General features: G+C 67.8%; 20 protein-coding genes. 12 read left to right on the top strand and 8 right to left on the bottom strand.

Translation table 11 applies throughout. The features are described 5' to 3' along the window. Positions 1-650: 650 nt before the first annotated feature. From urtE to urtA, 5 genes are read right to left on the bottom strand one after another with little or no spacing between them, the layout of a single operon-like run. Positions 651-1,343, bottom strand: a complete 693-nt coding sequence (gene urtE, locus RMP06_RS12905; RefSeq protein WP_310462183.1) for an urea ABC transporter ATP-binding subunit UrtE — start codon at positions 1,341-1,343, stop codon at positions 651-653. A 12-nt stretch (positions 1,344-1,355) separates the two neighbouring features. Next, positions 1,356-2,243, bottom strand: coding sequence for an urea ABC transporter ATP-binding protein UrtD (urtD, locus tag RMP06_RS12900; protein ID WP_310462182.1), 888 nt, complete (start codon positions 2,241-2,243; stop codon positions 1,356-1,358). Further along, a complete protein-coding gene (gene urtC, locus RMP06_RS12895; RefSeq protein ID WP_409050168.1) occupies positions 2,240-3,352 on the bottom strand; it encodes an urea ABC transporter permease subunit UrtC in 1,113 nt (370 codons plus the stop codon). The genes urtD and urtC overlap by 4 nt, the downstream gene beginning before the upstream one ends. Then, complete coding sequence (urtB, locus tag RMP06_RS12890) at positions 3,349-4,908, bottom strand: urea ABC transporter permease subunit UrtB (protein ID WP_310462181.1); 1,560 nt, start codon at positions 4,906-4,908, stop codon at positions 3,349-3,351. Before urtB ends, urtC begins: the two co-directional genes overlap by 4 nt. Positions 4,909-4,939: 31 nt before the next feature. Further along, on the bottom strand, positions 4,940-6,229 hold the full coding sequence (urtA, locus tag RMP06_RS12885; RefSeq protein ID WP_310462180.1) for an urea ABC transporter substrate-binding protein: 1,290 nt from the start codon (positions 6,227-6,229) through the stop codon (positions 4,940-4,942). A 128-nt stretch (positions 6,230-6,357) separates the two neighbouring features. Between urtA and RMP06_RS12880 the strand changes: the two genes are divergently transcribed. Beyond that, positions 6,358-6,696 carry a hypothetical protein gene (locus RMP06_RS12880; RefSeq protein WP_310462179.1) on the top strand — a complete coding sequence of 113 codons (339 nt, stop codon included), beginning with the start codon at positions 6,358-6,360 and terminating at the stop codon, positions 6,694-6,696. After that, entirely contained in the window at positions 6,693-7,103 is a 411-nt protein-coding gene (locus RMP06_RS12875; RefSeq protein WP_310462178.1) for a type II toxin-antitoxin system VapC family toxin, read from the top strand. The genes RMP06_RS12880 and RMP06_RS12875 overlap by 4 nt, the downstream gene beginning before the upstream one ends. A gap of 1 nt (position 7,104) precedes the next feature. Here the strand turns inward: RMP06_RS12875 and hpaR are convergent, their stop codons facing one another. After that, on the bottom strand, positions 7,105-7,578 hold the full coding sequence (hpaR, locus tag RMP06_RS12870) for a homoprotocatechuate degradation operon regulator HpaR (protein ID WP_310462177.1): 474 nt from the start codon (positions 7,576-7,578) through the stop codon (positions 7,105-7,107). Positions 7,579-7,641: 63 nt separating this feature from the next. Here hpaR and RMP06_RS12865 point away from each other — a divergent pair, with 63 nt between their 5' ends. From RMP06_RS12865 to hpaH, 6 genes are read left to right on the top strand one after another with little or no spacing between them, the layout of a single operon-like run. Further along, on the top strand, positions 7,642-8,310 hold the full coding sequence (locus tag RMP06_RS12865) for a fumarylacetoacetate hydrolase family protein (RefSeq protein WP_310462176.1): 669 nt from the start codon (positions 7,642-7,644) through the stop codon (positions 8,308-8,310). Next, the gene (locus RMP06_RS12860) at positions 8,307-9,134 is read left to right on the top strand and encodes a fumarylacetoacetate hydrolase family protein (protein WP_310462175.1); all 828 of its coding nucleotides are present in this window, start codon (positions 8,307-8,309) and stop codon (positions 9,132-9,134) included. The genes RMP06_RS12865 and RMP06_RS12860 overlap by 4 nt, the downstream gene beginning before the upstream one ends. Continuing rightward, positions 9,116-10,585 carry a 5-carboxymethyl-2-hydroxymuconate semialdehyde dehydrogenase gene (gene hpaE, locus RMP06_RS12855; RefSeq protein ID WP_310462174.1) on the top strand — a complete coding sequence of 490 codons (1,470 nt, stop codon included), beginning with the start codon at positions 9,116-9,118 and terminating at the stop codon, positions 10,583-10,585. The genes RMP06_RS12860 and hpaE overlap by 19 nt, the downstream gene beginning before the upstream one ends. 2 nt (positions 10,586-10,587) lie before the next feature. Next, the gene (gene hpaD / locus RMP06_RS12850; RefSeq protein ID WP_310462173.1) at positions 10,588-11,514 is read left to right on the top strand and encodes a 3,4-dihydroxyphenylacetate 2,3-dioxygenase; all 927 of its coding nucleotides are present in this window, start codon (positions 10,588-10,590) and stop codon (positions 11,512-11,514) included. A 25-nt stretch (positions 11,515-11,539) separates the two neighbouring features. Then, positions 11,540-11,953, top strand: coding sequence for a 5-carboxymethyl-2-hydroxymuconate isomerase (locus RMP06_RS12845; RefSeq protein ID WP_310462172.1), 414 nt, complete (start codon positions 11,540-11,542; stop codon positions 11,951-11,953). A gap of 20 nt (positions 11,954-11,973) precedes the next feature. Further along, the gene (gene hpaH / locus RMP06_RS12840) at positions 11,974-12,777 is read left to right on the top strand and encodes a 2-oxo-hept-4-ene-1,7-dioate hydratase (protein ID WP_310462171.1); all 804 of its coding nucleotides are present in this window, start codon (positions 11,974-11,976) and stop codon (positions 12,775-12,777) included. 7 nt (positions 12,778-12,784) lie between these two features. Here the strand turns inward: hpaH and RMP06_RS12835 are convergent, their stop codons facing one another. Beyond that, complete coding sequence (locus RMP06_RS12835; protein ID WP_409050167.1) at positions 12,785-13,732, bottom strand: response regulator; 948 nt, start codon at positions 13,730-13,732, stop codon at positions 12,785-12,787. Then, on the bottom strand, positions 13,716-17,192 hold the full coding sequence (locus tag RMP06_RS12830) for a hybrid sensor histidine kinase/response regulator (RefSeq protein ID WP_409050169.1): 3,477 nt from the start codon (positions 17,190-17,192) through the stop codon (positions 13,716-13,718). The genes RMP06_RS12835 and RMP06_RS12830 overlap by 17 nt, the downstream gene beginning before the upstream one ends. A 59-nt stretch (positions 17,193-17,251) precedes the next feature. On the opposite strand from RMP06_RS12830, the gene RMP06_RS12825 reads away from it, so the two are divergent. From RMP06_RS12825 to RMP06_RS12810, 4 genes are all read left to right on the top strand, one after another. Continuing rightward, positions 17,252-17,554, top strand: a complete 303-nt coding sequence (locus RMP06_RS12825; protein WP_310462168.1) for an urease subunit gamma — start codon at positions 17,252-17,254, stop codon at positions 17,552-17,554. An 8-nt stretch (positions 17,555-17,562) separates the two neighbouring features. Continuing rightward, entirely contained in the window at positions 17,563-17,742 is a 180-nt protein-coding gene (locus tag RMP06_RS12820; protein WP_310462167.1) for a hypothetical protein, read from the top strand. 19 nt (positions 17,743-17,761) lie between these two features. Continuing rightward, complete coding sequence (locus RMP06_RS12815) at positions 17,762-18,067, top strand: urease subunit beta (RefSeq protein ID WP_310462166.1); 306 nt, start codon at positions 17,762-17,764, stop codon at positions 18,065-18,067. Position 18,068: 1 nt separating this feature from the next. Continuing rightward, a partial coding sequence (locus RMP06_RS12810) for an urease subunit alpha (RefSeq protein ID WP_310462165.1) occupies positions 18,069-18,964 on the top strand: 896 nt, incomplete at its 3' end.

Here is an 18,964-nt window from a genome sequence, read left to right as displayed (position 1 = left end):
TGCCCAGGCCCTGCGACCGGATCATCTGCACGACCTGCAGCTTGAAGCTCGCGTCAAAGACTCTTCGTTTCGTGTTCGTCACGTTCGTTGCCCAGGTGATTTCCACCTATCGGTGTGTGCGAAATCATTAGATCAGGACAGTCCCCGGCAGTGTCCCCGGTCAGGAAAAGCCGACGTGAACGCAAGCGAACCTAAGCGGACTCAAGCGGACAACGTGCCCCCGTGTCCCCGGTGTCCCCGCCTGTTTTACATTCAAGGTCGAGATGCACCCCTTAATACGTCAGGGGGGTATGCCAACCGATCCGGGTTCAAGTCCTTCGGCAGAGTGCGGCCGAACCCTTCGCCCTGGTGCAACCGACCAGCCGGCCCCGCGCCTCCAGAAGGAAGAACCGAGCCGGAAGAACTCGAACCATGATCCTGATAAGTCTTTCAGGATCAAAGACTTACGCGCTTGATCGTGTTGTCCCCGGCCCATATCAAGGTTCGCAGACGTTCGCATAAGTCCGCAGAACCACCAAAAAGCCCTAGAGAATCAACGCTCTAGGGCTTTTTCTTTGTCCAGATAACCCTAGGGAGCATAGGCCCGCCGGTGGCCAAGGTGGCGATGGGACGCAAGGGACGCGTGATTCCAAAGCGTTGCGGCGTTGGCCTCAGATCGACATCAACCGCCGAACCCCGTCGGCCTCCATGTCACCCCCCCGCCCGCGCTGGAGGATCTCCCCGCGCTCCATCACCAGGTACTGGTCGGCCAGCTCGGCGGCGAAGTCGTAGAACTGCTCCACCAGCACGATCGCCATGCTCCCCCGGTCGGCCAGCATGCGGATCACGCGGCCGATGTCCTTGATGATGCTCGGCTGGATGCCTTCGGTCGGCTCGTCGAGGATCAGCAGCTTCGGCCCCGCCGCCAGCGCACGGGCAATCGCCAGCTGCTGCTGTTGCCCACCCGACAGATCACCGCCCCGCCGGTGGAGCATCTGCTTGAGCACCGGAAACAGCTCGAACAGCTCCGCCGGGATCGGCTCGCTGGCCTTCTTGTACGCCAGCCCCATCAGCAGGTTGTCCTCGACCGTGAGCCGGCCGAAGATCTCGCGGCCCTGCGGCACATAGCCGACGCCCTTGCGCACGCGGTCGTAGGGCGTGTCCTTGGTGATGTCCGTGCCGTCGAGCGTGACCGAGCCGGTCTTGATCGGTACCACCCCCATCAGGCTCTTCAGCAGCGTCGTCTTGCCCACGCCGTTGCGCCCGAGGATGACCGTCACCTCGCCGAGCTTCGCCTCGAAATCCAGCCCGCGCAGGATGTGCGAGCCGCCGTAATACTGGTTCAGACCTTGGACCTTGAGCATCGTGTCTTCCCTTCAGCGGCCGAGGTAGACCTCGACGACCTTTTCATTGGCCTGCACCTCGGACAGCTTCCCCTCCGCCAGCACGCTGCCCTCGTGCAGCACGGTGACAGTCTTGCGCCCCTCAGTGAGCTGGTCGACGAACTTCATGTCGTGCTCGACCACCACCAGCGAGTGCTGGCCTTCGAGCGACAGGAACAGCTCGGCAGTGCGCTCGGTTTCCTCGTCGGTCATGCCAGCGACCGGCTCGTCGAGCAACAGCAGCTTCGGATCCTGCATCAGCAGCATCCCGATCTCCAGCCACTGCTTCTGCCCGTGCGAGAGCAGACCGGCGGTGCGCTGCGCGTCGTCCTTGAGGTGGATGAGCGCCAGGATTTCGCCAATGCGGTCGAGCTGGGTGCCGGTAAGGCGGTGGAACAGGCTGGCGCGGGCGCGGCGGTCGGCCTTCAGCGCCAGCTCCAGGTTCTCGAACACGCTGAGCTGCTCGTAGACGGTGGGCTTCTGGAACTTGCGGCCGATGCCGATCTGGGCGATGTCGTTCTCGCGCAGGCGCAGCAGGTCGATGGTCGAGCCGAACGACGCCTTGCCCGCGTCGGGCCGGGTCTTGCCGGTGATCACGTCCATCATGGTTGTCTTGCCGGCGCCGTTCGGGCCGATGATGCAGCGCAACTCACCGACGTTGATCGTGAGACTCAGGGAGTTCAGCGCCTTGAAGCCGTCGAAGCTCACCGTGATGTCGTCCAGGTAGAGCGCGACGCCATGCGTGAAATCCGGTGCGCCGCCCTTGAGCAGCCGGCCGAACGCCGCGGCGCGGTCGCCGGACTCGCCCTGGCCTTGTGCCGCCAGTCGTGCCTCGTGGCGCGCACGCAGCTCGGACATCGATTCCATCAGGTCGGGCGTCATGCGCGGGTTTCCTTCTTGGCAGCAGCAGACGAGAACTTGTCGAACAGCCCGACGATGCCCCGCGGCAGGAACAGCGTCACCGCGATGAACAGCGCGCCGAGGAAGTACAGCCAGAACTCGGGGAACACCTGCGTGAACCAGCTCTTGGCGCCGTTGACGAAGAACGCGCCAAGGATCGGGCCGATCAGCGTGGCGCGACCGCCAACCGCCGTCCAGATCGCGATCTCGATCGACGCCGCCGCGCTCATTTCGCCGGGGTTGATGATCCCCACCTGCGGCACATAGAGCGCCCCTGCCACGCCGCACATCACCGCGCTGAAGGTCCAGATGCTGAGCTTGTAGGCCAGCGGGTCGTAGCCGGTGAACATCACGCGGGTCTCGGCGTCGCGGATGGCCTGCAGCACGCGGCCGTACTTGCTCTCGACGATCCAGCGGGCAAGCAGATAAAAACCGATCAGCGTCAGGCCCGTCAGCACGAACAGTGTCATGCGGGTCGAGGGCTGGGCGATGGGGATGTTCAGGATGCGCTTGAAATCGGTGAAGCCGTTGTTGCCGCCGAAGCCGGTCTCGTTGCGGAAGAACAGCAGCATCGCGGCGAAGGTCATCGCCTGCGTGATGATGGAAAAGTACACGCCCTTGATGCGGCTGCGGAACGCGAAGTAGCCGAACACCAGCGCCAGCAGCCCCGGCACCAGCACGACCAGCGCCATCTGGAACAGGAAGCTGTCCGAGAAGGTCCAGGCCCAGGGCAGCGACTTCCAGTCGAGGAAGACCATGAAGTCCGGCAGGTCGCTCTTGTAGTTGCCGTCGCGGCCGATCTGGCGCATCAGGTACATGCCCATGCCGTAGCCGCCGAGCGCGAAGAACAGGCCGTGGCCGAGGCTCAGGATCCCGGTGTAGCCCCAGATCAGGTCCATCGCCAGCGCACAGATGGCGTAGCACATGATCTTGCCGATCAGGGCGACGGCGTAGTCGCTGAGGTGAAAGACGCTGTCGGCCGGCACCAGCAGGTTCAGGATCGGCACCAGCACGACGACCGTCACGGCCGCCGCCATCACGCCGGCCCAGCCCTTGGCGCCCAGCATCGAATTGGTCATCACGGCACTCATGCTTCGGCGCTCCGGCCCTTCATGGCGAACAGACCCTGCGGACGCTTCTGGATGAAGACCACGATGCACACCAGCACCATGATCTTGGCCAGCACCGCGCCGGCAAAGCCTTCGAGGAACTTGTTGAGGATGCCCAGCCCGAGACCCGCGTAGACCGTGCCGGCGAGCTGCCCGACGCCACCCGTGACCACCACCATGAAGGCGTCCACGATGTAGCTCTGCCCCAGATCAGGCCCGACGTTGCCGACCTGGCTCAGCGCGCAGCCGGCCAGACCTGCGATGCCCGCACCGAGCGAGAAGGCGTAGGTGTCGATGCGGGCGGTGTTGATGCCGACACACGCTGCCATGCGGCGGTTCTGCGTCACGCCGCGCACGAACAGGCCAAGCCGCGTCCGGTTGATCATCAGCGTCACGCCGCCGAGCACGAGGAAGGCGAAGGCGATGATGGCGAGCCGGTTGTACGGCAGGATCAGGTTCGACATCACCTGCACGCCGCCGGAGAGCCAGGACGGGTTCTCGACCGCGACGTTCTGCGCGCCGAACAGCGTGCGCACGCCCTGCATCAGCACCAGCGAGATGCCCCAGGTGGCGAGCAGGGTTTCCAGCGGGCGGCCGTAGAGCCACCGGATCACCGTGCGCTCCAGCACCGCGCCGACCAGCGCCGCCACCGCGAAGGATGCGGGGATCGCCAGCACGATGTACCAGTCGAACAGGCCGGGCAGGAACTGGCGGAACAGGTTCTGCACGAGGTAGGTCGCGTAGGCGCCGATCATCATCAGCTCGCCATGCGCCATGTTGATCACGCCCATCAGGCCGTAGGTGATCGCCAGACCGAGGGCGACCAGCAGCAGGATCGACCCGAGGCTCACCCCCGTGAACACGACGCCCAGCCGCTCGCCCCAGGCCAGCTTGCCTTCGACGGCGGCCTGCGCGGTCATCAGCGCGCCGCGCACGGCGTTGTCGGTTTCGGCGCCGGGGGCGAGGCGCTCCTGGATGAGGCTTTTCACAGCGGGTTCGCTGCTGCCGGCGAGCGCCTGCGCAGCGGCCAGCCGCTTGATCGGCTCGGCGGCGGTGATCAGGATGGTGGCGCGCATCAGCCCGAGCCGCGCCTTCAGGGTAGCGTCGGTCTCGGCGGCGTAGGCTTTTTCGATCAGCGGCAGTTGCGCCTCGTCGAGCGACTGCTTGCGCAGCTCGTCCAGCGCCTCGGTGCGCGCCTTCGCGTCGAGCGACACCAGCTTCAAGGCGCCAAGCGCGGCTTCGAGGGCGCCGCGCATCCGGTTGTTGTTGACGACATCCTCGGCAGTGTCGGGTGCGGTGACGTCGCCCCGCACGACATAGACCTTGCCCTCGGCGACCTTGACTTCACCGTCCAGCAAGGCCCGCACGAAATCGGCCAGCGCGGGATCAGCCTCGGCCGCCGCCTGGTTCAGGGCAGCGATGCGCGCATCGGTCTCGCCGGCGGCGAGGGCGAGGGACTGCTGAGGCGTGAGCGCGTGGACCGCCCCCACGCACCACAGCAGGCCACTGAACAACAGGGGCAGGAACCGGGTGCGCATCGCTGATGACCTTGCTTGCTGGCTGGCCTGCTTACTTCTTCTCGGGCACGTTCTTCTTGCCCTTGTTCTCCGCGATGTAGTCGCTCCACGGATCAGCAACCACCGGACCCGGCGTCTTCCACACCACGTTGAACTGACCGTCCGCCTTGATCTCGCCGATGAAGACCGGCTTGTGCAGGTGGTGGTTTTCCTTGTCCATCGTGCTGGTGAAACCGCCCGGTGCCTTGAAGGTCTGGCCGGCCATCGCGGCGATCACCTTGTCGGTGTCGGTGGACTTGGCCTTCTCGACCGCCTGCGCCCACATGTGGATGCCGAGGTAGGTGGCTTCCATCGGGTCGTTGGTCAGCGGCTTGTCCTTGTGGCCGGCAATGCCCTTGGCCTTGGCGTAATCGCTCCACTGCTTGATGAAGGCGGTGTTGGTCGGGTTCTTGACCGACATGAAGTAGTTCCATGCGGCCAGGTGACCCACCAGCGGCTTGGTGTCCACGCCGCGCAGTTCCTCTTCACCCACCGAGAACGCCACCACCGGCACGTCGGTCGCCTTCAGACCCTGGTTGCCCAGTTCCTTGTAGAAAGGCACGTTCGAGTCGCCGTTGATGGTCGAGATGACGGCAGTCTTCTTGCCTTCGCTGGAGAACTTCTTGATCTTGGCGATGATCGACTGGTAGTCGCTGTGGCCGAACGGGGTGTACTCCTCGATGATGTCCGACTCGGCGACGCCCTTGGACTTCAGGAAGGCGCGCAGGATCTTGTTGGTCGTGCGCGGATAGACGTAGTCGGTGCCCAGCAGCACGAAGCGCTTGGCCGAACCGCCGTCCTTGCTCATCAGGTATTCCACGGCGGGGATGGCCTGCTGGTTCGGCGCCGCGCCCGTGTAGAACACGTTCTTCGACAGCTCTTCACCCTCGTACTGCACCGGGTAGAACAGCAGCGAGTTCTTCTCCTCGAACACCGGCAGCACCGACTTGCGCGACACCGAGGTCCAGCAGCCGAAGGTGGCGGCGACCTTGTCCTGGTCGATGAGCTGCTTGGCCTTTTCGGCGAACAGCGGCCAGTTGGAGGCGGGATCGACGACCACCGGCTCCAGCTTCTTGCCGAGCACGCCGCCCTTGGCGTTGATCTCGTCGATGGTCATCAGGGCCACGTCCTTGAGAACGGTTTCCGAGATCGCCATCGTGCCCGACAGCGAGTGCAGCACGCCGACCTTGATGGTGTCGGCCGCGTGGGCGAGCAGCGGCAGCGTGGTCACGGCCACGCCGAGGGCAACGGCGCTGAGCTTCTGGGCGAAGGTGCGGCGGGTAGCGACAGCAACAGATTTCATGACTGGGTGACTCCGGGAGGGGCTGGTGAGCTGGTGAATCGGATGCACGCAGTGTCTCGGCCGGGGTCGGATCGTGAAATACGCCAGATGGCGTAGACAGCCTGCGATGCGGCACGGCAATCTGCACCGTGGTCTACCTGGAGATGTCTGACAAATCTCGACTGATCACGATTTTTTGTCATACAGTCAAGCAGTCAATCGAACCCCAAGGAGTCGGTATGCTGTCGGTGCGTCTTCCCCCTGCCCTAGAAGTCCAGTTGGCCCAGTATTGCGAGTCGGCCCACCTCAGCAAATCAGCCGTGGTGCAGCAGGCCCTGGAATCGCACCTGAAAGCCCAGATCACGGCCAAGCGTCGGCTCCAGGCTTCCATCGACCCGATTGACGCCCTCATCGGCAGTGCCCCACGGGCCGTCACCACCGATGAATGGATGCGCCAGACCCGCGGCGAGGACTGGGGCCAGCCATGATCCTGGTGGACACGAACATCTGGATCGACCTCGTGCGCAGCGACCCGGTGTGGCTGGACTGGTCCGTGCGGCAACTCAAGCAGGCCCGCGAGCAAGGGCCGTTGGCCATCAATCCGGTGATCTACGCCGAGTTGGCCGCGCTGTATGACGACCATGCGCAACTCCGCGCTTTTTTGCGATCACTCAAGGTCAAGAACCAAGCACTGTCAGACACCACGGCCTACCTCGCAGGGCAGGCTTTCTGGGCCTACCGACAACGCAAAGGCACCAAGACCGGCGTACTCCCCGATTTTTTCATCGGCGCACAAGCCCAGGCAGAAGGCTGGGCCCTGCTGACCCGCGACGCTGCGCGGTACCGGACCTACTTCTCGGCAGTGGCGCTGATTTGTCCGGACCCCACGGGATAGATCAGTCCGATTCGGCCATGTCGCCCGGCTCGCCCAGCAATTCCACCAGTTCATCCAGCACCGCATAGAACCGCTGCGTGAACGCCTCGCCCAGCCGCGCCTCGATCTGCGCGTAGGCCGCCTCGATCTGCGGTGCCATCGCCTCGGCCAGCGCCACGCTCTGCGCCGTCAGCGCCACGCGCACCCGCCGCTGGTCGCCATCGACGCGGCTGCGCAGCACCCAGCCAGCCTCGTCCATGCGCGCCAGCACACCGGTCAGACTCGGGCTGGAGATCTGGCAAACCTCGACCAGCTCGCGTGGTTCCAGCGGACCGCGCTCCAGCAGCGTGCGGATGACGCGCCACTGCTGCTCGGTCACCCCGTGCTCGTTGAGGATCGGCCGGAAGCGGGCAATCACGCGCTCGCGGGCCTGCAGCAGCAACAGCGGGAGGTTGCGGTGACGAATGTGGGCGGGGGTAGGGAGATCGCTTGACATGCTCACATCGTAGCAATTAGATTGCGCACACTGCGTAAATCGCTAATGTGTTAGTGAATCACGATGCTTCCTTCGATTCCCAGGCTCAGCGGCACGGTCTACACCACGCTGCTCAACCACCGGCCGCAGCTCGCCGCGCTCGGTGACGCGGTCCACGCCGTGCCGTACAAGGCACCACCGCAGCACCCCGTGCTCGGCGTGAAGCCCCGCAACACGCTGGCGGCGGACGGCGACGCGCTGGTGGTGCCACCCGGGTTCGACGCGGTGGAGATCGGCGCCTCGCTCGGCCTCGTGATCGGGCGCACGGCCTGCCGCATCACGGCGGACGAGGCGCTGTCCTTCCTCGCCGGGTACGTGCTGGTGAACGAGGTCAGCCTGCCACGACCGAACCACTACCGCCCGTCGGTGCGTTTCATGGCGCGGGATGGCTACTGCCCGATCAGCGCCACCGTGGTGCCGACCGCCGAGGTGGCCGCGCCGGACGACCTCGGCATGCGGGTCTGGATCGACGGCGTGCTCGTGCGGCACACCACCACCGGTGACCGCCTGCGCCCGGTCGCGGCGCTGCTGGCCGATGTCACCGCGTTCATGACGCTGCAGCCCGGCGACGTGCTCACGCTGGGTGTCGCCGCCGACGCGCCGCTCGCCCGGATCGGGCAGACCGCCGTGGTCGAAATCGACGGGCTGGGCCGGCTGTGCAACCCGGTCATCGCCGAAGGGAGCCGCGCATGAACACGAACATGGACACGGACACGTCCCGCAGAACCGCCCGCGTCGCCTTCGGTGGCGCCATCCACACCGCAACGCCGCACCCGCAGGGCCTGCGCCTGGCCGACGGGCGTGTCCTCGCCGAGGACGCCGTCGTCTGGCTGCCGCCGTTCGAGGTCGGCACCGTCGTCGCGCTCGGCCTGAACTACGCCGACCACGTCAAGGAACTGGCGAAGGAGCTGACCCTGGCCACCGACGGCGCCAAGGACGAACCGCTGGTGTTCCTCAAAGGCCCCGGCGCGCTGATCGGCCACCGCGGCCAGACCCGCCGCCCACAGGACGTGCGCTTCATGCACTACGAATGCGAACTCGCCGTGGTGATCGGCGCACCGGCCCGCCACGTGCGCGCCGCCGACGCGATGGCGCATGTGGCCGGCTACACGGTGTGCAACGACTACGCGGTGCGCGACTACCTGGAGAACTGGTACCGCCCGAACCTGCGCGTGAAGAACCGCGATGGCGGCACGGTGCTCGGGCCGTGGTTCGTGCCAGCCGACGAGGTGCCCGATCCGCACGCGCTCGCGCTGCGCACCCTCGTCAACGGCCGCGTGACGCAGCAGGGCACGACCGCCAACATGGTCAACGACATCCCCGCGCTGATCGAATACCTGAGCAGCTTCATGACGCTGCAACCCGGCGACGTGATCCTCACCGGCACGCCCGATGGCGTCGTCAACGTCAACGTCGGCGATGCAGTCGTCTGCGAGATCGACGGCATCGGCCGGCTCGTCAACACCCTGGTCGGCGACGACCTGTACGGAATCTCCCCATGCGCATCGACCACCTGATCAACGGCCAGTCCGTCGCTGGCACCGACTACTTCGAGACCGTCAACCCCGCCACGCAGGAAGTGCTGGCGGAAGTCGCCCGCGGCGGCGCGGACGAGGTGAATGCCGCCGTCGCCGCCGCGAAGGCCGCCTTCCCCGCCTGGGCTGCCCGGCCAGCGACCGAACGCGCCGCGCTGATGCGCAAGCTCGGCGAGCTGATCACGAAGCAGGTGCCCGAACTCTCGCGCACCGAGACGCAGGACACCGGCCAGACCATCGGCCAGACCGGCAAGCAGCTCGTGCCCCGCGCGGCCGACAACTTCCACTACTTCGCCGAGATGTGTACCCGGGTGGACGGCCACACCTACCCGACCCCGACGCACCTGAACTACACGCTGTTCCACCCGGTCGGCGTGTGCGCGCTGATCTCGCCGTGGAACGTGCCGTTCATGACCTCGACGTGGAAGACGGCGCCGTGTCTCGCGTTCGGGAACACGGCGGTGCTGAAGATGAGCGAGCTGTCGCCGCTGACCGCCGCGCGTCTTGGCGAGCTGGCGCTGGAGGCGGGCATCCCGGCGGGCGTGCTCAACATCGTTCACGGGTTTGGCACGGAAACCGGCGAGCCGCTGGTGTCGCACCCAGACGTCCGCGCCATCTCGTTCACTGGCTCGACCGCGACCGGCCAGCGCATCGTCAAGTCGGCGGGCCTGAAGAAGTTCAGCATGGAACTCGGCGGGAAAAGTCCCTTCGTCGTCTTCGCCGACGCCGACCTGGACCGCGCCCTCGACGCAGCCGTGTTCATGGTCTTCAGCAACAACGGCGAACGCTGCACGGCCGGTTCGCGCATCCTGGTGCAGCGCAGCCTCTACGCCGACTTCGCCGCGAAGTTCGCCGAACGCGCCAAGCGCATCACTGTCGGCGACCCGCTCGACGAGAAGACCCTCATCGGCCCGATGATCAGCCCGGCGCATCTGGCGAAGGTCCGCAGCTACATCGAACTCGGTCCGAAGGAAGGCGCGACGCTGCTGTGCGGCGGCCTGGACCGGCCAAGCTACGCGCCCGAGCTGCCCGGCGCACTGCAACGCGGCAACTTCGTCTGGCCGACCGTCTTCGCCGACGTGGACAACCGCATGCGGATCGCGCAGGAGGAAATCTTCGGCCCGGTCGCCTGCCTGATCCCGTTCGAGGACGAGGCCGACGCGGTCCGGCTCGCCAACGACATCCAGTACGGCCTGTCGAGCTACGTCTGGACCGAGAACCTCGGCAAGGCGCACCGCGTGGCCGCCGCGATCGAGGCCGGCATGTGCTTCGTCAACAGCCAGAACGTGCGCGACCTGCGCCAGCCCTTCGGCGGCACCAAGGCCAGCGGCACCGGGCGCGAGGGCGGCACCTGGTCGTATGAAGTGTTCCTGGAGCCGAAGAACGTCGCCGTCTCGCTCGGCAGCCACCACATTCCGCACTGGGGAGTCTGACCATGGGCACCCTCGCACTCGCCGCCAAGATCACCCACGTCCCGTCGATGTACCTCTCGGAACTCGACGGCCCGCGCAAGGGCACGCGCCAGGACGCCATCGACGGCCACCACGAGATCAGCCGCCGTTGCCGGGCGCTCGGCGTGGACACGCTGGTGGTGTTCGACACGCACTGGCTGGTGAACGCGAACTACCACGTCAACTGCGCACCGCATTTCCAGGGCACCTACACCAGCAACGAGCTGCCGCACTTCATCGCCAACCTGCCCTTCGAGTCGCCCGGCAACCCCACACTCGGCCGGCTGATGGCGCGGGTGGCGACCGACCTCGGCGTCGAGACGCTGGCCCACGACGCGACGACGCTCAACCCCGAATACGGCACGCTCGTCCCGCTGCGCTACATGAACGCGGACCAGCATTTCAAGGTCGTGTCGGTCTCGGCGCTGTGCATGGCGCACTACCTCGACGACAGCGCCCGCCTCGGCTGGGCGCTGCGCCGGGCGGTGGAGGACCACTACGACGGCACGGTGGCCTTCCTCGCCAGCGGCTCGCTGTCGCACCGCTTTGCCCAGAACGGCCTGGCTCCGGAGTTCGCGTTCAAGGTCTGGAGTCCGTTCCTGGAGCACCTCGACCACCGCGTGGTGGAGATGTGGCAACGCGGCGAGTGGCGCGACTTCTGCGCGATGCTGCCCGAGTACGCCAGCAAGGGCCACGGCGAAGGTTTCATGCACGACACGGCGATGTTGCTCGGCGCGCTCGGCTGGTCGGACTACGGCGCACCGGCCGAGGTGATCACGCCCTACTTCGGCGCGTCCGGCACCGGCCAGATCAACGCCCTCTTCCCGGTGACGCCGCAGACCGGCGCGGCGATCCCGGTGCCGATCGCGTCGCGGGCCAAGGGCTACACCGCCATCAGCCAGCGGCTGTGACCCACCCGACCGATCGCAGGACGCCATGCCGCACCTCGTCATCCTCTACACGCCCAACCTCGACGCCGCCCCGTCCGCCGACATGACGGCGCTGTGCCACGCGCTCGCCGACACGATGCGCCAGCAGCGCGACGAGTCCGGCAAGGCGGTGTTCCCGGTCGGTGGCATCCGCGTGCTGGCCTACCCGGCCGCGCACCACGCCGTGGCCGACGCCGACCCGAGCCGCGACTACGCCTTCGTCTACCTGAACCTGCGCATGGCACGCGGACGCAGCACGGCCGTGCATCAGTCGGTCGGCCGGGCGCTCGAAGCCTGTGCCAAGGCGCATTTCGCGTCGCTGCTGGCCGAGCGGTACATCGGCATCACCTTGCAGATCGACGAAGGCCCCGAGGTGTTCGACGCCAAGAACAGCTCGATCCATCCCTTGTTCAGAACCTGAACGTCCTCCAAGCGCCCACCATGCTCGACACGCAGACCATCGACGCGCTCGCCCGCCAGTTGCGCGACGCCCGCCAGACCCGCACGCCGCTGCGCCACTTCTCCGCGCAGCACCCCGGCATGACCATCGAGGACGGCTACGCGATCCAGCGCGCCTGGGTCCGGCTCGAACTCGCCGCCGGCCGCACGATCAAGGGCCGCAAGATCGGCCTGACCTCGCGGGCGATGCAACTGTCCAGCCAGATCACCGAGCCGGACTACGCGCCGCTGATGGACGACATGTTCTTCGCCGCCGGCAGCGACATCCCCGTGGACCGCTTCATCGCGCCGCGGGTCGAGGTGGAGCTGGCGTTCATCCTCGGCAAGCCGCTCAAGGGGCCGGGCGTGACGCTGTTCGACGTGCTCGCCGCGACCGAGTACGTGACCCCGGCCATCGAGATCATCGACGCCCGCATCGAGCAGTTCGACCGCGACACCAGGGCACCGCGCAAGGTCTTCGACACCATCAGCGACTTCGCCGCCAACGCCGGCATCGTGCTCGGCGGGCGGCCCGTGAAGCCGGATGCGGTCGATCTGCGCTGGGTCGGGGCGATGCTGTTCAAGAACGGCGTGGTGGAGGAAACCGGCCTGGCTGCGGCGGTGCTGAACCATCCCGCGAATGGCGTGGCGTGGCTGGCCAACAAGATCGCGCCCCACGACGAGCAGTTGCACGCGGGCGATGTGGTGCTGGCCGGCTCGTTCACGCGGCCGACGCCGGCCGTGGCGGGCGACACCTTCCACGTCGATTACGGGCCGCTGGGGGCGGTGGCGTTCCGTTTCGTCTGAACACGCTTCACCGCCCCAACTGCGGCACCTTGCCCAGCGCCACCGCCGCCGCCGCATTCCGCGTTTCCACCCCGAGCTTTTCGTAGACATGCTCCAGGTGCTTCTTCACCGTCGCGGGGCTGGCGCCGACGATGTCGCCGATGTCGCGGTTGGTCTTGCCCTTGGCGACCCAGTAGAGCGCCTCGGCCTCGCGCGGGGTCAGCCCGAACGCCAGCACCAGCGCCTCCAGCGTGGCGGCGTCGTCGGCCTCGCGCAGCACCAGCATCCACTCGCCCTCGCCCGTCGCCTCGTGCAACGTGAAGCGCAGGCGGCGGCCGGTGCCGGTCTCCAGCGTCACCGCGGGTGAGCCCGGGACCAGGCCATCGACCACCCCGAGTCGCTCGGTCTCGCGCTGCAGCCACGCCAGCAGCAGTGTCGGCGCGCGCCGCCCGTCCGACTGGAAATGCGCCTCCAGCATCTGCCGCGCCAGTGCCGTCTGCCAGACGAGCCGGCCATCCAGCAGCCGCACCACCAGCGTCGCGTGGCCGAAGGCGTCTAGCGCGTTGCGCGCCTGCTGCTGCTCGCGGGCGGCCAGCGTGTGGGCGGTGATGCGGGCGATGACCTCGCGGGCACGGATCGGCTTGGCGACGTAGTCGGTGCCCCCCGCCGCGAAGGCGGCCACGACATGCTCGGTTTCAGTCAATCCGGTCATGAAGATGATCGGGATCGCCGCCGTGCGCGGGTCGGCGCGCAGGCGGCGGGCAACTTCGAAGCCGTCCATGCCTGGCATCACCGCGTCGAGCAGGATGACATCCGGCCGTGCGCGCACCGCCCGCTCCAGCGCGGTGGGGCCGTCCAGCGCAACCAGCACCGTGTAGCCGGACTCGTCCAGCGCGTCGTGCAGCACGGCGAGGTTGTCGGGCACGTCATCGACGATCAGCACCACATCGAAGGTTCGGTCAGGCAAGGGTGTCATCAAGGGCCTTGCGGAGAAATCCGCTCATTGCGTCGAGTTGGAATTGGCGCGCCAGCGTGCGCAGGCGGTCGGAGAAGTCACGGCACTCGGGCTGCGCGGCGTCCAGCGCGTCGAGCAGGCGCAGCACGCCGCGCACATGGCCGAGCGAGAGGGCCTCCTGCAGCGCGTGCAATTGCACGGCGTCAGGCAGCACGGCGGCCGGCGCGGCGGCCAGAACCACGGGCGGCGGCAGCGCCTCGGTCCACTCCAGCGCCAGCCGGCGGCCGAGCCAGTCGAGCAGTTCGCCGACCCGCACCGGCTTGACCAGGAAGTCGGCCGGGGTGATGCCGACATCGTTGTCCAGCCCCTTGTCGAAGGCATTGGCCGACACGATGGCCGCCGGCACCGCGCCCAGCCCCTGCGCCTGCAGCCGCCGCAGCGTCTCCCAGCCGTCGATGCCCGGCATCGCCAGGTCCATGAAGACGGCGTCGGGCATCGGGCTGCCGCCCTCGCCGCCGTCCTCGCCCCGCTGCAGCGCGGCCATCAGCGCCAGACACGCCTCGCCGCTGGCCGCCTGCCGAATCGTGAAACCCAGCGGCGCAAGCAGGCTGACGATCAGGCCGCGATCGACCTCCTCGTTGTCCACCACCAGCACGCAGCGGCGCCGGCCCGTGTAGCCGGTGCGCCGCCGCCGGGGCGCCTCGCGCTCGATCAGGCCAGCGCGCACCTCGGGCAGGAACAGCCGCAGCCGGAAGGTGGTGCCGACCCCGGGCGTGCTCTCCACCGTGAGTTCGCCGCCCATCAGGTCGGTGAGCATCTTGCTGATCGTCAGGCCCAGCCCGGCGCCGCCGCTGGTGCTGGCACTGGCGCCACTGGCCGACCCGCGCTCGAACGGCTCGAAGATGCGGGCGATCTCCTCGGCCGTCATGCCGGGGCCGGAGTCGATGACCTCGAAGCGCGCCATCTCGCGGCCGTAACGCAGCCGCAGCACCACCTCGCCTTCACGGGTGAACTTGATGGCGTTGCCCAGGATGTTGATGAGGATCTGGCGCAGCCGCTTCTCGTCGGCCCGCACACCTTCGGGCGGGGCCGGGTCGAAGTCGCAGCGAAAGCCGATGCCCTTGGCGGCGGCCTGCAGCTCGAACAGCCGGGCGATCTCGTCAAGCGTGTCGGCGAAGCGCATCGGGCGCACGTCCAGCCGCAGCTTGCCGCCTTCGATGCGGGCGATGTCGAGCGTCCCCTCGATCAGCGTGAGCAGGTGGTCGCCGCCGCGCCGGATCACGCGCACCGCCTGCTGGCGCGCCGGGGGCATCGCCGCGTCGTCCTCCAGCAGTTGCGCGTAGCCGAGGATCGAGTTCAGCGGGGTGCGCAGCTCGTGGCTGATGGTGGTGATGTAGCGGCTCTTGGCCTGGTTGGCAGCGTCGGCCTGGCGCTTGGCCTGCTGGAGCGCCAGATCCGTCTGCTGGTGCGAGGCGATCTCGCGGCGCAGGGCCTCGGTCTGTCGGTTGGCTTCTTCCTGCGCGACCTGGCGGCTCTTGTGGGCCAGCACCAGCCACCACGCGACAACCCCGGCCACCAGCGCCAGCGTCGGCAGCACCAGCGCCCGCCGCGCCACCGCCAGCCCGCCCAGCAGCGGCGTGGCGATCAGCATCAGCAACAGGTAGTGCGCGAGTCCCTTGTCCAGATACGGCCACACCACCCGCGGCAGCCCCCAGCGCAGCGCCGCCGACCACTGCACCGACAGGCGAGACTCCGACACCTTGCACAGGTCATGGCAACGGGCCTCCAGCGTGCAGCACAGCGAGCAGATCACGCCGCCATACGCGGGGCAGTGCGCCAGGTCCTCGCCTTCGTAGGCGCCCTCGCAGACGGTGCAACGCTGCGGCGCCGCGTAACGCCGGTACGTCCCCACCGCCTCGTCCGGTACACCCACCCGCTGCGCGAGGTACCACCGCCCGCCCGTCCACCACGCGATCAGCGGCGACGCCAGCAGCGCCGTCACCAGCGCGATCCCTGCCGACCACGCCTGTGCCATGTCACCGAACACCCCCAGGTGCGCCGCCACCGACACCGCCGACGCGATGCCCATCGCGCCCACGCCGACCGGGTTGATGTCGCACAGATACGCCCGCCGGAACTCGATCCCCTTCGGGCTCAGCCCCAGCGGCTTGTTGATGACCAGATCCGCGACCACGGCCATCATCCAGCTGATGGCCAGGTTGGCGTACAGCCCCAGCACATGGCCGAGCGCCTGGAACACGTCCAGCTCCATCAGCATCAGCGCGATGCCGGTGTTGAAGACGACCCAGACGACGCGCCCCGGGTGGCTGTGCGTCACGCGCGAGAAGAAGTTCGACCACGCCAGCGAGCCCGCGTAGGCGTTGGTGACGTTGATCTTGAGTTGCGAGACGACGACGAACAGCGCCGTGGCCGCGACCGCCCAGCCGTAGTGCGGGAAGACGTATTCATAGGCGGCGAGGTCCATCTGGTTCGGATCGACCGCCCGCTCCACCGGCACCATGTGGCGGATCGCCAGGTACGCCAGCAGCGCGCCACCCAGCATCTTCAGCACCCCCGGGATCACCCAGCCCGGCCCGCCCGCGACCACGCCGGCCCACCAGCGCAGGCGGTTCTCGCGGGTCCGCTCGGGCATGAAGCGCAGGTAGTCGGCCTGCTCGCCCATCTGCGTGATCAGCGCGATGCCCACCGTCATCGCCGCGCCGAAGGCCAGCGGGTCGAACGCCGTCAGCCCGCGCTCGCCGCCATAGCCGATCAGGCCGTCCAGTACGCCGGGGTTCTCGCGGAACACGAACACATAGGGCGTCACCAGCATCAGCGCCCACAGTGGCTGCGTCCACACCTGCAGGCGGCTGATCACCGTCACCCCGTGCGTCACCAGCGGCAGCACCACGGCGGCACAGACCAGGTAGCCCCACGCGGGCGGGAGGTCGAACGCCAGCTCCAGCGCGTAGGCCATCACCGCCGCTTCGAGCGCGAAGAAGAGGAAGGTGAAGCTCGCGTAGAGGAGCGAGGTGATCGTCGAGCCGATGTAGCCGAAGCCGGCGCCACGGGTCAGCAGGTCCATGTCCACGCCGTGCCGCGCCGCGTACACGCTGATCGGCAGGCCCGCCAGGAAGATCACCAGCCCGGTCGCCAGGATCGCCAGCGCCGCGTTCGTGAAGCCGTAGCGCACCAGCAGCGTGGCGCCCACCGCCTCCAGCACCAGGAACGACGCCGCGCCGCCGAGCGCCGTGTTCGCCACCCGCGCGATGCTCCAGCGCCGGCTGCTGCGCGGGGCAAAGCGCAGCGCGTAGTCCTCCAGCGTCTCGCTGGCGACCCAGGTGTTGTAGTCGCGGCGGATCTTGATGACCCGCTGCTGCGGCTCGGCGGACACGGTCGGGGACACCCCCGGGTTTGCAGGGGCTGGCCCGATTTCTGCCTGTGCAGGCAAGATCGCTGCATCTCCGGCAGCACGCGTCATCGTCATGCCGCTCTCGCACTCAAGAAACGCACCAGCCCCAACCCGAACGGCCCACCGCCATGGAACTCACCCCCCGCGAGAAAGACAAGCTGCTGATCTTCACCGCCGCCCTGCTGGCCGAACGCCGCATGGCCCGCGGGCTGAAGCTCAACTACCCGGAAGCCATCGCGCTGATCACCGCCGCCATCATGGAAGGCGCCCGCGACGGCAAGACCGTGGCCGCGCTGATGAGCGACGGCAAGACCATCCTGCGCCGCTCGGACGTGATGGACGGCATCGCCGAGATGATTCCCGAGATCCAGGTCGAGGCCACCTTCCCCGATGGCACCAAGCTGGTGACTGTGCATCAACCCATTGCATGAGACGCACCATGACGAAGCATCTGCACCGCATCGCCCTGCTCCCCTTGCTGCTCGGCCTCACTGCCGTGGCGCAAGCCCACGAAGGCCACGGCCTGCCCGGTGCCTCGCACTGGCATTCGACCGACGTGATGGGCTACGTGCTGGCCGCCGGGATCGGGGCCGCGCTGTGGTTCACGCGCAAGAAGTGACGACGAGCGAGGCAACACGATGATCCCCGGAGAACTCTTCACCGACGAGGGCGAACACGCGCTCAACCCCGGCCGGCGCACGCTGACCCTCGTGGTCGAGAACGCCAGCGACCGCCCGATCCAGGTCGGCTCGCACTACCACTTCGCCGAGACCAACGCCGGCCTGCGCTTCGACCGCGCCGCCGCCCACGGCATGCGGCTCAACATCGCCAGCGGACTGGCGGTGCGCTTCGAGCCGGGCCAGCAGCGCACGGTTGAATTGGTCGATTTCGCCGGAGACCGGCAGGTGTGGGGCTTCCGCGGCCTCGTGCAGGGAGCACTCTGAGATGGCGACTTTCCCGAGACGGGCTTATGCCGAGATGTTCGGCCCCACGACCGGTGACCGGCTGCGGCTGGCCGACACCGACCTGATCCTCGAAGTCGAACAGGACCTGACCCTGCGCGCCGGCGGCTACGGCGAGGAAGTGAAGTTCGGCGGCGGCAAGACCATCCGCGACGGCATGGGCCAGAGCCAGCGCCCGAACGGCCCCGGTCCCGGCGATGCGGTGGACTGCGTCATCACCAACGCGCTGATCCTCGACCACTGGGGCATCGTGAAAGCCGACATCGGCCTGCGCGGCCACCGCATCTGCGCCATCGGCAAGGCCGGCAACCCGGACGTGCAGCCCGGCGTGGACATCGTCATCGGCCCCGGTACCGAGGTGATCGCCGCCGAAGGGATGATCGTCACGGCCGGCGCCATCGACAGCCACATCCACTTCATCTGCCCGCAGCAGATCGAGGAGGCGCTGACCTCGGGCGTGACCACGATGCTCGGCGGCGGCACGGGTCCGGCGACGGGCACCTTCGCCACCACCTGTACGCCGGGACCGGAAAACCTGGCGCGCATGCTGCAGGCGGCCGACGCCTTCCCGATGAACCTGGGCTTCTTCGGCAAGGGCAACGCCAGCCGGCCCGAGGCCCTCGTCCAGCAGATCGACGCCGGCGCCATCGGCCTGAAGCTGCACGAAGACTGGGGCACCACGCCGGCGGCGATCGACTGCTGCCTGGGCGTCGCCGAGGACGCCGACGTGCAGGTGGCGATCCACACCGACACGCTCAACGAGAGCGGCTTCGTCGAGGACACCATCGCCGCCTTCAAGGGCCGCACCATCCACACCTTCCACACCGAAGGCGCCGGCGGCGGCCACGCGCCCGACATCCTGAAGGTCGTCGGCGAGGC

Origin of the sequence: Sphaerotilus sp., from assembly GCF_031429695.1 — a bacterium.
In the GTDB taxonomy this organism is placed as follows: Bacteria; Pseudomonadota; Gammaproteobacteria; order Burkholderiales; family Burkholderiaceae_C; genus Sphaerotilus.
This window is presented reverse-complemented; position numbering and strand designations above follow the sequence as displayed.